Here is a 13,846-nt window from a genome sequence, read left to right as displayed (position 1 = left end):
GCCCTTACTGGGGCAGCCAGTGCGTTGTGCTGTTGACGGTGATCATCCGCTGGGTGGCGCGGGTCAGGACGACGTAGAGGGCGCGGACGCCGCCCAGGGTGTCGCTGACGATCCGGTCGGGCTCGACCACCACGACGGCGTCGTACTCGAGACCCTTGGACTCGAGGGGGCTCAGGGCAACCACCCGCGGGTCGCCGAGCTCGGCGAGCGACGGCTCGATCGAGGGTCGGAGTCTCGGCGGCACGATGACCCCGACGGTTCCCTCCACCAGTTGCAGGAGCTCGCCCGCCGCGTCGGCCGCTGCCTCGGCCACCTTGCCCGCGTCGAAGATCCGGTGCTCCGGCTCCACCCCGGTACGCCGTACCGCATCGGGCAGGTCCGCGTCCGGGATCTGGCGGCGGATCACCTCACCGGCGAAGGAGTAGATCTCGGCCGAGTTCCGGTAGTTCGTCGACAGCCGGAACGTGTGCCGCTGCAGGTGCGACAGCATCGAGTCCATCGCCGCGCGGGCCTCGTCCGGGTCGGGCCAGGAGCTCTGCGCCGGGTCGCCGACGATCGTCCAGCTCGCCTGCGGCCCCCGCCGCGTCACCATCCGCCACTGCATGGGGGAGAGGTCCTGCGCCTCGTCGACGAGCACGTGCGCGTACTCCTCGGGCTCGTCGGCCTCGGCGGCGGCAGTCGCCCGCGCGCGGCGCTCCGAGGTGGTCAGCACCTCGTTCACGCCGTCCGACAAGCCCTCGAGCCAGTCGAACTCCTCGTCCTTGCCGGCCTCCTGGACCGGCGGCCGCCCGAGCACGTTGGTGAGCTCGTCCAGCAGTGCCACGTCCGCGATGGTGAACTCGTCCGTACTACGAACAGCCGCTGCCAGCTGGTCGATCTCAGCCGGGGTGAAGTCGCCCCGGGACCACCGCTGCGCGCGCCGGGGGTCACCCAGCCAGCGCAGTACGGCGCCGGGCGTCAGGACGGGCCACCAGGACGCGAAGAACGTCTTGAAGGCCGGCAGATCCGTGACGATGTCGCCGAACGACTCGCGGTCGGCGTACACGCCGTTGCGCAGGTCCTCGGGGAAGCGGGTCCACAGCGCCGCGACGAGCGCCTTGCGAGCCTCCGAGCCGGCCCGGTTGCGCGGAGTACGGCGCAGGGCGTTGCGGCGGACGTTGTCGAGCTGGTTCGCGTCCAGCTCGACGGTGGCGCCGCCGACGAAGACCCGCAGGGTGGTCGGAGCACCGGGCACTCGGTCGCGTGCGGCTCGGGAGAGGAGGCCGCGCATCCGCAGGGAACCCTTGATCGCCGCGACCTCTGCCTCGTCCACAGCGGTGGCCCTGACGCCGTCCACGAGCTCACCGACGGCCCGGAGGGACACGGTGTTCTCGCCGAGGCTGGGTAGCACCCGCTCGATGTAGGCCATGAAGGCGGCCGACGGACCGACCACGAGCACGCCGCCGCGCTCGAACCGCCTGCGGTCGGAGTACAGCAGGTAGGCCGCGCGGTGCAGCGCGACCACCGTCTTGCCGGTGCCGGGGCCGCCGCCGATGACGGTGACGCCGCGGGCAGGTGCGCGGATCGCCTTGTCCTGCTCGGCCTGGATCGTGGCGACGATGTCGCGCATCGTGTGACCACGAGCACGCGACAGTGACGCCATCAGCGCGCCCTCACCCATCACCGGCAGATCCTCGGGAGCCCGCTCCGGAGCCAGCAGGTCGTCCTCGATGCCGACGATCCGCGGGCCCTTGTTGCGCAGCACCCGGCGCCGCACGACGCCGAGCCGGTCGGTCGAGGTCGCCCGGTAGAACGGTTCCGCGGCCGGTGCACGCCAGTCGATCACCAGCGGCTCGTACTCCTCGTCGCGGACGCCGATCCGCCCGACGTACAGCTTCTCCAGGTCCTCGGCGGTCGCGGCGGGCTCGTTCTCGTCGCCCTGGTCGGAGTCGAGCCGGCCGAACACCAGGCCCTCGTGCTCGGCGTCCAGCTCGGCGATCCGGCGGGCGGCGGCGAACACCAGCACGTCCCGCTCGTACAGGCCGGTCTGCTCCTCGTCACGGACCCGGCCGACGTTCTGCGCCTGACCGCGCTGGTGCCCTTCGACCGCGATCCGGGAGGCGGATCGAGCGGCTTCGGCGACCCTCGTGTACACCCGGTCGACGTGCTGCTGCTCAGCTTCGAGCTCAGCCCGTTCGACGTTCTCGAGATCGGTCGACGTGGGGGATTGATCCACCGGGGTCCTCTCTACTGCCGGGCCTGCCCACCTTCGAGTTGGCCCCGACACGGAACACATGAACGGTCAATCTTAGTGCGCCGGGTTCGCCGACCCCAGGCCGGTCAGGCTTTTCCGACGGCGTCGGCGACGATCGCCGCGCCCAGGGTGGTCGCCGGGACACCTGTGCCCGGGTGAGCGCCCGCGCCCACGCAGTACAGGCCCTTGACCGGGGAGACGTTCGCAGCGCGTCGCCGGGCGGTCCGGAAGCCCTCCCAGGCCACTCCGGCCAGCCAGGAGGCGGAGGTCTGTCTGGAGACCACCTTGTCCCGGATGTGCAGGCCACGAGCGACCAGGAGGTCCAGTACGTCGTCGGTGGGGTAGCCGTGGACCAGGACCGACCATGCGTGGTGTCCGGCCGGGGCTTGGCCGCCGGTACGAACCACGACGGTCGGGCTGCCGTGCAGCACCGTCTCGAACGGCAGGTCCGGTACGGGATCCTTCAGCCCCAGGTGGACGACGTACGCGGCCTGGGCCTGGTGGGTCGAGAGGACCTTGCGGCGGACCTTCTTGGCGGCCGGGTCGTCCACCAGTCGGCCGTAGAGGTCCTTGGGGTCGATGTCGCTGACCACGATCTCGGCGGGCAGTTCTGTGCCGTCCGCCAGCCTCACGCCGGTCACCGTGCCGCTGTTGGTGGTCACCGCGACCACCTCGGCACCCGTGTGGATGTCGATCTTGCGCTCGCTGGCTCGCTGCGCCAGGGCATCCGCGAGGACGCCGAACCCGCCCTGGACGGTCCACCGGCCGAAGGTGCGCTCGAGGTACGACCAGACCCCGACGTACGCGGGTGTGAGCTTCGGGTCGGACCCGTGCTGCGTCGCGTAGTACCGCAGTACTGTGCGCGCCCGCTCGTCGTCGAGGCTCCGTTGGGCGACGCGCTGCAGCGACTGCCAGGGTTTGAGCTGCAGGACCGCCTTGGGTGGGATGCGGTTGTGTAGCGGTGGTTCGAGCGAGGTCTTGCGGAGGATCTGCCAGGTCTCGCCATACCCGTCGACCAGCGAGGTCCATCGCTTCGCGGCCTTCTCCCCGGCAAGGTCGGTCCAGGCCGCAGCCTGGGGCGCGCGGTCGCCGATTGGCAGGTCGAGAATCGACCCGTCGCTGAACAGGTGCCGCCGCGGCTCGGTGATGGGCTCCAGCTGCACCAGCCTCTCGATCGGCCGGCCACTCTTGCGGAACAGGTCGCGGAGCGCGGCCGGCAGCGTAGTACTGGCTGCTCCTGCGTCCCAGCAGAAGCCGTCGGCCTCGACCCGGCCGATTGCGCCGCCGAGTCGGTCACTCTCCTCGCAGATGGTGACCTGATGCCCGAGCTTGGCCAGCCGTACGGCGGTGGCGAGACCGGCGAGGCCGGCCCCGATGACGATCACGCGAGCCATCAGACGGCACTGCTCCCGGTTGCTGGGGTGGTTCGTCGTTCTCGCCAGGCCCTGAACCTGGCCAGGCCGCGGCGGATCGCGCGGAAGGCGAAGTACACGCCGATCAGTCCGAGCAGCAGTAGGACGGCCGCGATGATGAGCGCCGCCGTCGGGTGGAACACGGCCAGCGACACCACGCCGATGACCGCGACGTCCTCGCCGGACGATGCCGCGATGTTGCTCGCGGGTTCGGGGGAGGTGTTGATCGCGAGCCGGAGGCTGGATTTCACCAGGTGTGACAGCAACGCGACCACACCGCCGGTGGCCGCGATGAACGCCTGGTTCAGGGTGCTCGCGTCGCCGGCTACCAGCAGGGCGATGATCGCCCCGACCGTCGGCCGGATCAAGGTGGAGATCCCGTCCCAGGCGGAGTCGAGGTAGGGGATCTTGTCGGCGACGAACTCGAAGACGAACAAGGCGCCGGCCGCGATCAGCACCGCGTTGCCGGTCAGCCCCACCGGGACCTCGTCGACGCCGCCGAAGCGGCCGAGCAGACCGAGGATCAGCACGCAGGCGTAGGCGTTGATGCCGCTCGCCCAGCCCGTCGTGAACGCCAACGGCAACGCTTCCATGGTCGTGCTCCGTAACCCTCTGTCGCTACCCCGATAGGACGCCGCGTGTGGTCAGAATCGAACCGCCCGACCCCAGTTTTGGTTAACCGTTGACATCCACGTTCCCACGACCCAAAGTAATGAGATTGCCGGTCTGAGTGACCGGCCTTCCCATCAGGGTCAGGGAGAACCACATGCGTCGTCGTTCGAAGATTCTCGCCGCACTGGCAGCGGTAGCGCTGCCCATGACCGTGACCGGCGTGTCGTCCGGCGGTCCGCCCGCGGCGGTCGCCTCCACTCCCGGACCTGCGTCCGCCGTCGCCGCCGGCGCCTTCAAGGCCGCCTCGCAGCAGTACGGCGTACCGGAGTCCGTACTGCTGGCTGTCTCTTATGCCGAGACCAGGTGGGACGACCACCAGGGCAAGGCGAGCACGTCGGGCGGTTACGGACCGATGCACCTCACCGCGGTCGCACCCGCCGAAGCGGTCGACCTGTCGGGCGGCGAGAAGGTCGCCAAGGGCGAGTCGCTGCGCACCCTCGACAAAGCTTCCGAGCTGACCGGACTCGACCCGGCGGCGCTGCGGAACGACACCGCCGCCAACATCGCCGGTGGCGCGGCACTGCTCGCGGAGTATCAGCGCTCGCTCAAGCTGCCCGTCGGCGCGAGCACGTCCGCAGCCGACTGGTACGGCGCGATCAGCTCGTACGCCGGGGCTGCGGACAAGACGAGCGCCTCCGCCTTCGCCGACGACGTCTACGCGATCATGGCGCGCGGAGCGGCCCGGACCACCAACACCGGCCAGCAGATCGTGATGCCCGCGCTGCAGGTGGCGCCAGCCAAGTCACAACTCGCCCGTACTGCGCTGCCGGCCGGAACCAAGGCCGCCGGGGCGACGGAGTGCCCCACGACGATCACCTGTGAGTGGCTGCCGGCTCCGTACCAGGTCACGACTCCTGGTGACTACGGCAACCACGACCTCGCGAACCGGCCGAAGACCGGCAAGATCGACTACATCGTCATCCACGACACCGAAGGCGGCTGGCAGGGCACGCTGAACCTGGTGCAGGACCCGACGTACGTCTCGTGGCAGTACACGATGCGCTCGTCCGACGGGCACGTCTGGCAGCACGTGAAGGCCAACGACGTCGCCTGGCACGCGGGCAACTGGTACGTGAACATGCACAGCATCGGGATCGAGCACGAGGGCTTCGCGGCCCAGGGCGCGACCTGGTTCACCGAGTCGCTCTACCGCAACTCGGCCAAGCTGGTCCGTTACCTGGCCGCCAAGAACGACATCCCGCTGGACCGCGCGCACATCATCGGCCACGACCAGGTGCCGGGCACGATCCCGTCCACCGTCGCGGGCATGCACTGGGATCCGGGACCCTACTGGGACTGGGAGCACTACTTCGACCTGCTCGGCGCGCCGATCTACGGCCACAACGTCTTCCCGGTCAAGGCCGGCTCGATCGTCACGATCAAACCCGGCTTCGCCGACAACGTGCAGGTCGTGACCAACTGCAACGCCGACGGCACCTGCGCCCCGCAGGGCACGAACTTCGTCTACCTCCGGCAGGCGCCGGACGACGCTGCTCCGCTGGTGAAGGACCTCGGACTGCGGCCTGGTTCGAGTGCCAGCACCACGCAGGTGTCGGACATCGGAGCACGCGCGGCCGCCGGTTCGCAGTACGTGGTGGCCGAGCGGTCGGGTGACTGGGTGGCCGTCTGGTACCTGGGCGCCAAGGGTTGGTTCAAGAGCCCGGCTGGTACGCCGGATGCTTTTGCCAAGCCTGGTCTCGTGGTGAAGCCGAAGGCTGGCAGGACGTCCGTGCCGGTCTACGGCCGGGCCTACCCGGAGCAGTCCGCTTACCCGGCCGGTATTCCGTACCAGACCGTCACGCCGCTGCAGTACACGATCGGCGAGGGTCAGGCTTACCCGGTGGGCGACGCGTCCATCGAGACGGACTACTACCGCGCCACGACCTTCGACGGACAGCCGCCGACGGACCACGTGCAGGTGCTCGGCAACGACCAGTACTACCAGATCTGGTTCGGCCACCGCATGGCCTATGTCCGCGCCGCCGACGTGGATCTGCGCCCGGCCGTCTAGCATCCGCCGCATGACCTCAGACGAAGCCGTCCAGCTCCTGCTGGACGGCTTCGTCGCTTCTGTCCGTGGGCTCCTGCCGGTCCGGGCTGTGTGGGTGCACGGATCTCTTGCTCTCGGCGACTTCCAGGTCGGACGGAGCGACTTCGATCTGGTCGCTGTGCTGGACGGGCCGATCGCGGATCCCTCGGCGCTGTGTGCTCTTCATCTGTCGCTGGAGAAGGTGCACCCGCTGGCGGAGAAGCTGCACTGCAGTTACGTGCAGGTCGACCAGTTGGCCGATGCTTCGCTGCGTCACCCGACCTGGGCGCAGCAGCGGTACTTCGATCGGCCAGTGGGCGCGGTGACCCGGCGTGAGCTCGCCCTCGGCGATCGGAGCCTCTTCGGCCCGCCGCCGTCGTCCTTGCTGCCGGCAACCACCGACGAGGAGCTGGCCGCCTTCATCCGCGACGACCTCGAACACTTCTGGTATCCGGCCACCCGCAAGCTGACCCCGTGGTACACCGACATCTGGGTAGACCTAGGCCTCATCACAGTCGCCCGCGCCGGCATAACCCTCACCACCGGCCACCTAATCACCAAACAAGCAGCCCTAGCCCTCCTCCCATCCCTAGGCGCCCCCCAGTCAGTAGTCACCGACATCCACCACCGCCGCTACGCCGCGCCCACCCAGCACGCCGCGCCCACCCAGCACGCCGCGCCCACCCAGGGCACCGGCCCGAACCAAGGCGCCGCCCCGACCGAGGGCATCGCGCCCACCCAGGGCGTCACACCTACGCGCCATCCGGCTCTCGGCCGGTACGCCGCACTGGCGCTACCCTCCCCGCTCTGGCGCCTGCGACGCGGCCAACTGGCCCGCTCCTTCGTACGCAGGCAGATCGCCGAGCTCCTCGACCTCTAGCTCTGCCCGCCCAGCCGTCGGCTCGCTCCCGGCCGAAGGGTGCCAGCGGTGGATACGGGCGCGGGCACACCCAATCGGGACTGCGGACACCCAATCGGGACCGCGGACACCCAATCGGGACCGCGGACACCCAATCGGGACCGCGGACACCCAATCGGGACCGCGGACACCCAATCGGGACCGCGGACACCCAACTGGGACCGCGAACAACTTGTGTCCTGTTCGAGGTCCCCAGACGATGTCCGAACCCAGCACAGGCGCTCGGCCGAGGAGGCACCGCGGGTGCGCGTGGTGGTCGGTCAGGCCGGACATCCACCGCTCACCAACCACGCTCGATCCTCAGGCATGCCGCCTGGCCACCCCAGGCTTTCGGCTATCGGGGCGAGGTTGCTGAGTGGTGGCCGTCCGCTCGATCAACCAACCCCGCCTACGCCGCGACCCGATTCCCGGGTAGACCTACGGCCCGACTTCCAAGCCCGCAACAGCCGCAACCGTCGCCCCAGCCTGATGTGCCACCAATCCCCTGGCCGAGGCCCAGGGTGGTCACACGAGTTGGTCGCACGAGGTACCTCTAGTGCGACTCTCCAGCTCAGCTGTGCCTTTGCTGGAGGCGCACCTTGACCTCTTCGCCGGCCTGGCTCTTGCCGATCAGCTTGCAGAGGGCAATCTTCAGCGGCATCCAGTGCGGCCCCTTGCCGGACGGCATCAAGGTGACGGCGAACGGATGCCCGTCGATCGTGCCACTCACCTTGACGGCCCGCCGGGTGCCGAGCAGCTCGGCGGAGTCCGGGACGGTCAGGAACGTCGCGAACGCCCCGTCCTTCTCCAGTGCCGCGGTGAACTCGGTGTCGAGCGGTTGAGGGGTCTGCTGCACAGCCATGCCGGTCTCCTGTCATCGGTTGCGATCGACAGGTAGGACTCCCGGCGCGAGCCGAACTCATCGCTCCCGGCTCGATTGGCCAGTTGCTCTCGGCCCAACTCGTCAGTTGACCGTGACCGGCGTGCCGTTCGTGAGGTCCAGGAGTTCCTTGTAGCTGGTCGGGAAGACCGAGTGGGGGATCCCCGCCGCGGCCCAGACCTCGCCGTACTGCTCGAGCGCCGTGTCGACCAGCGTTCGCACCTGATGCGGGTGCCCGACCGGCGCGACGCCGCCGATCGACTGGCCGGTGTGCTCCTTGACGAACTCCGGCGTCGCCCGGCGCAGCTTGGCGATGCCGAGCTCGGCCGCGATCTTCGCGGTGTCCACCCGGTGCGCACCCGAGGTGAGGATCAGTACAGGCGAACCGTCGCCGTCGAAGATCAGGCTGTTCGCGATCGCGCCGACCTCGCAGCCGAGCTCCGCTGCCGCGGCCGCCGCGGTCGGGACCGCCTCGTCGAGGATCTTGATCTCGCCGGTAGCACCGGCCGCGGCCAATGCATCGGCGACCCGCTGGACGTTGGGATGCTTGCTCACGCTCGAAACCCTACTTCTCGTAGATCTTGATCAGTCGTCGGTACGCGGCCGGGTTGCTGAGGACGTCCGTGTTGTCCGCGAACTGGTCGACCGACCCCACCAGTCCGAGCTCCATCACCCGGGGATCCCGCACCTTCGCCAGACACGCCTCGACGAACCGGTCCGCGCCGATCACCTGCGCCGGGCGATCGAAGAACTGCCTGGGCTGTGGGTCCAGCGGCTCGGTGAGCCCGAGGTCGTTGTGCCTGCGCGCGACCTTCTCGTACGCCGAGACCAGCGCGCGTTCGCGATCCGCCAGGGTGTCGGCGGCGAGGGTGGTCTCCAGGTCGCGGTCGAGCCCGTCGCCGTGGTCGAGCCCGGCGAACGCAGTACCGAGCCATTTCGTGTACGGCGCGTAGGTCCGCGCCATGAGCAGGGCGAGTCGCATCACGTCGCGGACCAGGCGTGCGGCGACGATCCGCGAGCCGAGGTGGTCGCCGACTTCCGCGGTGCGCTGGACGAACGCCTCCTCCTGCGCGATCCGGGACCACTGGCAGGCGAGCAGCCAGGTCCAGACGTCGTCCGGATACCACCTGAGAGCCTCACGGATCGGCCTCAGGCGGCCGTCGTCGGCGTACACGGGGCCGGCCACGACGCCGAGCAGTTTCTGCTGTGGGGTGATCAGCCAGTCTTCCGTGGTCATGCCGTTGTCGACGCCGTTGTCGATGCCCAGGTCGTCCTTCAGCCAGGCCTGGACAGTGGTGATGGTGACGTGGTGGGTCGGCTGCTGGGTGTCCCAGCCAAAGCGGACGGGATGACCGCGGTAATGCTCGGGGAGACCGTCTTCGATCAGCTTGGCGGCGCGGGGGACCTGCTCCTCGTCGACGAAGACGTGGAGTCGTGGACCCCAGCCGTGGTCCGTGGAACGGGCGGTGTCGTAGCCGAGCACATCGGAGCCCCAGCCCAGCAAGCCTGCTGCATAAGGGATTCCGGCCAGCAACGGACGGAGCACCTCGTCGTGGAACCCGGCGCTGAGGTCTCTCGCGGAGATGAAGTCGCTGTCTGTTGCCATGGACCGACACTAATTCGCGCGGTCGGTCGACAACATCCGGTTTTCCGCAGAGTCGGGGTGTGGTTCTCCTCAAACCTTCAGGAGTTCCGCGGCGCCGAAGGAGACGTTGAACCGGTTGCACCAGATCGAGACGCTGGTGAAGTCGGCGAGCTCGACTGAGGCGGGGATCGGGTAGTTCTGGTTGCCGCGATTGCCCTTGAGTTGGCCGAGGCTGCGATACCGGCCGTCGTCGAACACGTGCCAGCCGGCCTTCCCCTCCAGTACCGGCGCGTCGCTGAGCCAGACCTCGAGGTCAGGACCGTCGGAGGTGTCGAGGCCCTCCAGTCGCAGGACCCGGCTGCCGTCAGCCAGCCGGACGATGGACGCGATGCCCTGAGTGTCGTGTTCATGGGTGATGAAGCGGCCGGTGGAGAGGCGTTCGGGGCCCCGGGGCTGGGGCTGGGCGGATGTCTTGGCAGGTGCCTCGGTCGGATTGGCGGAGGGGGTGCCGCTCCGCTCGCCGGAAATTGTCGGTGGCGCCGCAGAGGATGTGGTCATGGAGATTGGATCGGCGCCAGGCAGCGCTTCGTCGACCACCGTGTCGGTGAAGAGCCGCCACGGCTGGAAGAGCGGCAGCGCGACGGCTGCGACCACGGCGGCGACCGCCACCGCGGTCACGGCGACGGCGCGTCGGCTCGGCGTCGGCATCGGTCTCCTCGCCTCGATTCGGTCGGTGCGACCAGTCTGGCGGCAGGACCGCCCGCGCAGGGTCGTCCCGGGCTTACGGCCCGTTGACGATTGTCGGCGGGCAGGGTTAGGCTTCAAGCGTTCGAACAGATGTTCGATTGCCACCGAGTCGGAATCGTCGGGAGACCGGCCACGGGCGATCAGAGCAGCTGGAGGACTCCGGTGCGGAGTTGCGGCCGCATCGGTAACCGGTGGTCCCGGTGGGCCGGGCGCCGAGGTGGACCTCGACCCCCACCTCGCGTCCACCCACCGGGCCGCTGACCAGGGGAAGAAGTTCGCGCACAGGAGGCGATGGAGCATGTGGGAGTTCGACGAAGCCGTTGAGGTGCGTTCAGGCGTAGTGGACGGCATCGAGACTCCAGAGCAGTTCCTGTGGCGCGGGCGGTTGTGGCGGGTTTGCGCAGTCGAAGCCCACTGGGTGGAGACGGCGGCCTGGTGGGAGCGCGGCGTGATCGGTTCCGGTGTCGGCGTCGCTCCGGCCGTGGCGGGATCTTCGACTGTCGCGGGATCATCCGCGGCCGTCGGTGTGTTGGATGCAGATTGGGGGCCGCAGCGGGCGGTCTACCGAGTGGAGGCGGGGTGCGGCCGGCACGGTCGGCGGGAGATGTTCGATCTCGCGCACGACCCCGACTCCGGACGCTGGCAACTGGAGAGGGTGACGGACCGATGACAGTTTCACCGGTTGCACCGGCGGCCGCTGGTTCGGCCAGCCGCGATCTTTCCCGGGCCCGGATGGCGCTGTCCGAGGCGCGGGAGACCGACGACCACCTGATCCGCTACTCGAGCGCCCACGTGGCAGCCCTACGGGTGGCCGCCGCGGTCCTCGCGGTTCGTGCCCGCCCGGTCCGTTCCGGCCCGCGTCGCCGCGTCCAGCGCAACGCCTGGGTGCTGCTGGCCGAGGTTGCCCCCGAGTTCGGCGAATGGGCCACCTTCTTCGCCGCCGGCGCCACCCAACGCGCGGCCGCCGAAGCGGGCCTGGAGCGAGCAGTCACCATGCGTGAAGCCGACGATCTGGTCCGAGCCGTGGAAACCTTCTACGCCCTGGTCGAATCCAGCCTCCACCTGACCACCCAGTCCGTCCTCCCCGCCTCCTCCGACCCCCAATCAGTCCTAGCCCAGCCCTGGATGCAAGCCAGCTAGCACTTGGGTCCGCCCAATCGCCACTTGCCCGGCGTCCACCTGCCTCCAGCTCTTCCGGCTGCCCTGTGCCCGGCTCAGCGCCCGGCTGCCGCTCGTTTGGTCCAGTCGGGCCGGACCTCGTCCTGCTCTGGGAGGAGGTCGGCCGGACGGTGCAGGTCAGCTGCTGGGGAAGCGACTTGGTGGGTGGGGTTGGCGGGTGGGGGAGTTGGGGTTGGTGGGAAGTAGGGTGTTGCCCGCAGCGGATCCGTAGCCGAGGAGGGCATTCACGATGGTCGACCGACGTCGCCGCTCGGTACGTACGGCGCTGGTCGCCGAGGCCCTCCGCGTGGCACTCGCCGGCAGGGCGCGTACCGATCCCGGAGCAGGTCTCGACATCGTCGACCTCGGCGGTGGGACCGGTGGGTTCGCAGTACCGCTCGCAGTCGAGGGTCACCGCGTCACCGTCATCGATCCCAGTCCGGACGCATTGGCGTCTCTGGAGCGGCGCGCGAGTGACGAAGGCGTGAGCAAGCTCGTCCGTGGTGTCCAGGGTGATGCCAATGAGCTCCCTGGGCTGGCGGGGGACTCGAGTGCTGATGCCGTCTTGTGCCATGGAGTTCTCGAGGTTGTCGACGATCCCGCCCAGGCGCTTCAGGCGATGGCTTCCGTACTGCGAGAAGGTGGCGTGCTCAGCCTGTTGGTTGCCCAGCGCAACGCTGTGGTCCTGGCTCGCGCCCTCGCCGGTCACCTGACCGAAGCCCGCGTCGCACTCCAGGACGCCAACGGCCGCTGGGGCCCGAACGATCCCATGCCCCGCCGCTTCGACGAAGCCGGCATCACCGCTCAGCTGGCAGAAGCCGGATTCATGGTCCACACCATCCACGGAGTCCGCACCTTCGCCGACCTCGTCCCCTCGGCCTTCGTCGACTCCGAGCCAGGAGCCCCCGAAGCCCTCGCCGAACTGGAACGCGCCGCCAGCCAACACCCCGCCTTCCGGGCCCTAGCCCCCCAACTCCACATCCTCGCCACCCGCTAGACCCCCTTGCCCAACCTGCGGGCATCCATCTTTACCTCGAGCACCGCGTCTCCAGCCGAGCTCACCAGCTGACCCACCCGGCTGCCGCCTGGCCCCGTCGGGGCAGTCGGGTCTGGTGATGGCAGCAGTGGTTGGGTGCCGTCCGCCGGGTGCAGCGGCCGGGTGGTCGTTGTGGGGGTGCTGCAGTGGGGGCTTGGGTGGGACAGATGGTTACTGACTGTGGTCAGAAGGGGATGGGGCGACACGCCGGGGTGGTGGGTTGGTGGGGGCGGGGAAGGGTGGGAATTGGGGGTTTGGGCGGGTGGGGAGGGGTGGTTACGGGGTGGAGTTGTGCGACCGTGACGCGCGGGACAGGCGGTCAGGGTTTCGTGGACCGCACGGGCGGCCTAGACTGGACTCGGCCTATCGAGATCGCGCTCACCATGGAGGGATCGACGGTGCCCCTCTCGGAAGAAGAGCAGCGCCAGTTCGAGCAGCTCGAACGTGCCCTCGCTGCGGAAGACCCGAAGTTCGTCTCCGCCATGCGAGGCACAAATGTGCGCTTGTATTACAAGCGCCGGGCAGTGCTTGCCGGCGTTGGATTTGTGCTGGGCATCGGAATCCTGATGGCCGGCGCGATCATTCCCAACACCATCATCGGAGTCATCGGCTTCATAGTGATGGTTGCCTGTCTGTACATCGCGGCGCTGAGCATGAAGCGCCTGAGCGGTACGAGTGAAGACGATGACATGCCACCGCCTCCGCCGCCGTCCAAGCGGCACAGAACCAGACATGAGTCGTCCGGCAGCTTCATGGAGCGGATGGAAGACCGTTGGCGGCGTCGCCGCGACGAGGACCTCTGACGCGCCCCACAGTCTGACCTGAGTATCACCCGAACCACACCCACGCCCCGGCGCAGGGTGTGGTTCTGCTTTCCCCAGTACTCCGACACGCAGCGTCGCCAAGCGCCGTTCTGATCTCCCCGGTACTCCGACCCGCAGCGCCGCCGTCAGGCTGAGCCCTCCGAGGCGCCTGCCGGTGAGTGCTGCGTCCCTGAGGCCGACGTGAGAGTCCCTGGGGTCCGCTCGGGTCGTTGAGCTGATCGCCCGCGCGACTGCTCGTCCGGCTAGCGGATCTCGCGGTGCCCCCGAAGGGTGTCGGCTAAAGTACGCGGATGCCTGGGCGCGGCTCCGGCACCCCCGGCTGGCGGGGCAGCGGCCGGTTCTCGGTGGCCAGGTTGCCTGCGTCAGGGGGAA

13 protein-coding genes are annotated in these 13,846 nt (G+C 69.1%); 6 read left to right on the top strand and 7 right to left on the bottom strand.

Going from position 1 to position 13,846, the window contains the following annotated elements; genetic code table 11:
- Nucleotides 1-4 precede the first annotated feature (4 nt).
- From ACFPJ1_RS18850 to ACFPJ1_RS18840, 3 genes are all read right to left on the bottom strand, one after another.
- The gene (locus ACFPJ1_RS18850; RefSeq protein WP_380105491.1) at nt 5-2,215 is read right to left on the bottom strand and encodes a HelD family protein; all 2,211 of its coding nucleotides are present in this window, start codon (nt 2,213-2,215) and stop codon (nt 5-7) included.
- A 104-nt stretch (nt 2,216-2,319) separates the two neighbouring features.
- Nucleotides 2,320-3,627: a phytoene desaturase family protein gene (locus ACFPJ1_RS18845; protein WP_380105489.1), complete on the bottom strand. Its 1,308-nt coding sequence runs from the start codon at nt 3,625-3,627 to the stop codon at nt 2,320-2,322.
- On the bottom strand, nt 3,627-4,238 hold the full coding sequence (locus ACFPJ1_RS18840) for a DUF4126 domain-containing protein (RefSeq protein ID WP_380105487.1): 612 nt from the start codon (nt 4,236-4,238) through the stop codon (nt 3,627-3,629). The genes ACFPJ1_RS18845 and ACFPJ1_RS18840 overlap by 1 nt, the downstream gene beginning before the upstream one ends.
- 173 nt (nt 4,239-4,411) lie before the next feature.
- Here ACFPJ1_RS18840 and ACFPJ1_RS18835 point away from each other — a divergent pair, with 173 nt between their 5' ends.
- Both ACFPJ1_RS18835 and ACFPJ1_RS18830 read left to right on the top strand, forming a co-directional pair.
- Entirely contained in the window at nt 4,412-6,328 is a 1,917-nt protein-coding gene (locus tag ACFPJ1_RS18835) for an N-acetylmuramoyl-L-alanine amidase (protein ID WP_380105484.1), read from the top strand.
- Nucleotides 6,329-6,338: 10 nt separating this feature from the next.
- Entirely contained in the window at nt 6,339-7,226 is an 888-nt protein-coding gene (locus ACFPJ1_RS18830; protein WP_380105482.1) for a hypothetical protein, read from the top strand.
- A 589-nt stretch (nt 7,227-7,815) separates the two neighbouring features.
- Here the strand turns inward: ACFPJ1_RS18830 and ACFPJ1_RS18825 are convergent.
- The 4 genes from ACFPJ1_RS18825 to ACFPJ1_RS18810 form a co-directional block, all read right to left on the bottom strand.
- Nucleotides 7,816-8,106: a DUF1905 domain-containing protein gene (locus ACFPJ1_RS18825; protein ID WP_380105480.1), complete on the bottom strand. Its 291-nt coding sequence runs from the start codon at nt 8,104-8,106 to the stop codon at nt 7,816-7,818.
- A gap of 102 nt (nt 8,107-8,208) precedes the next feature.
- Nucleotides 8,209-8,679, bottom strand: a complete 471-nt coding sequence (locus ACFPJ1_RS18820; protein ID WP_380105478.1) for a YbaK/EbsC family protein — start codon at nt 8,677-8,679, stop codon at nt 8,209-8,211.
- 10 nt (nt 8,680-8,689) lie between these two features.
- Complete coding sequence (locus ACFPJ1_RS18815; RefSeq protein ID WP_380105476.1) at nt 8,690-9,730, bottom strand: DUF4037 domain-containing protein; 1,041 nt, start codon at nt 9,728-9,730, stop codon at nt 8,690-8,692.
- A gap of 69 nt (nt 9,731-9,799) precedes the next feature.
- Entirely contained in the window at nt 9,800-10,417 is a 618-nt protein-coding gene (locus ACFPJ1_RS18810; RefSeq protein WP_380105474.1) for a DM13 domain-containing protein, read from the bottom strand.
- Nucleotides 10,418-10,673: 256 nt separating this feature from the next.
- On the opposite strand from ACFPJ1_RS18810, the gene ACFPJ1_RS18805 reads away from it, so the two are divergent.
- From ACFPJ1_RS18805 to ACFPJ1_RS18790, 4 genes are all read left to right on the top strand, one after another.
- Nucleotides 10,674-11,126: a DUF6504 family protein gene (locus ACFPJ1_RS18805; protein ID WP_380105472.1), complete on the top strand. Its 453-nt coding sequence runs from the start codon at nt 10,674-10,676 to the stop codon at nt 11,124-11,126.
- Nucleotides 11,123-11,596: an SAV_6107 family HEPN domain-containing protein gene (locus ACFPJ1_RS18800; RefSeq protein ID WP_380105470.1), complete on the top strand. Its 474-nt coding sequence runs from the start codon at nt 11,123-11,125 to the stop codon at nt 11,594-11,596. Before ACFPJ1_RS18805 ends, ACFPJ1_RS18800 begins: the two co-directional genes overlap by 4 nt.
- A gap of 268 nt (nt 11,597-11,864) precedes the next feature.
- Nucleotides 11,865-12,611, top strand: a complete 747-nt coding sequence (locus tag ACFPJ1_RS18795) for a class I SAM-dependent methyltransferase (protein ID WP_380105468.1) — start codon at nt 11,865-11,867, stop codon at nt 12,609-12,611.
- Nucleotides 12,612-12,979: 368 nt separating this feature from the next.
- Complete coding sequence (locus ACFPJ1_RS18790) at nt 12,980-13,453, top strand: DUF3040 domain-containing protein (protein ID WP_380105466.1); 474 nt, start codon at nt 12,980-12,982, stop codon at nt 13,451-13,453.
- The last annotated feature ends 393 nt before the right edge of the window (nt 13,454-13,846 follow it).

Origin of the sequence: Kribbella qitaiheensis, assembly GCF_042657745.1 — a bacterium.
In the GTDB taxonomy this organism is placed as follows: Bacteria; Actinomycetota; Actinomycetes; order Propionibacteriales; family Kribbellaceae; genus Kribbella; species Kribbella qitaiheensis.
This window is presented reverse-complemented; position numbering and strand designations above follow the sequence as displayed.

What these genes read in the sequence shown, in the direction of transcription:
- ACFPJ1_RS18845 (WP_380105489.1), bottom strand. Translation starts at nt 3,627, where the DNA reads ATGGCTCGCGTGATCGTCATCGGGGCCGGCCTCGCCGGTCTCGCCACC.
- ACFPJ1_RS18840 (WP_380105487.1), bottom strand. Translation starts at nt 4,238, where the DNA reads ATGGAAGCGTTGCCGTTGGCGTTCACGACGGGCTGGGCGAGCGGCATC.
- ACFPJ1_RS18835 (WP_380105484.1), top strand. Translation starts at nt 4,412, where the DNA reads ATGCGTCGTCGTTCGAAGATTCTCGCCGCACTGGCAGCGGTAGCGCTG.
- ACFPJ1_RS18830 (WP_380105482.1), top strand. Translation starts at nt 6,339, where the DNA reads ATGACCTCAGACGAAGCCGTCCAGCTCCTGCTGGACGGCTTCGTCGCT.
- ACFPJ1_RS18825 (WP_380105480.1), bottom strand. Translation starts at nt 8,106, where the DNA reads ATGGCTGTGCAGCAGACCCCTCAACCGCTCGACACCGAGTTCACCGCG.
- ACFPJ1_RS18815 (WP_380105476.1), bottom strand. Translation starts at nt 9,730, where the DNA reads ATGGCAACAGACAGCGACTTCATCTCCGCGAGAGACCTCAGCGCCGGG.
- ACFPJ1_RS18810 (WP_380105474.1), bottom strand. Translation starts at nt 10,417, where the DNA reads ATGCCGACGCCGAGCCGACGCGCCGTCGCCGTGACCGCGGTGGCGGTC.
- ACFPJ1_RS18800 (WP_380105470.1), top strand. Translation starts at nt 11,123, where the DNA reads ATGACAGTTTCACCGGTTGCACCGGCGGCCGCTGGTTCGGCCAGCCGC.
- ACFPJ1_RS18795 (WP_380105468.1), top strand. Translation starts at nt 11,865, where the DNA reads ATGGTCGACCGACGTCGCCGCTCGGTACGTACGGCGCTGGTCGCCGAG.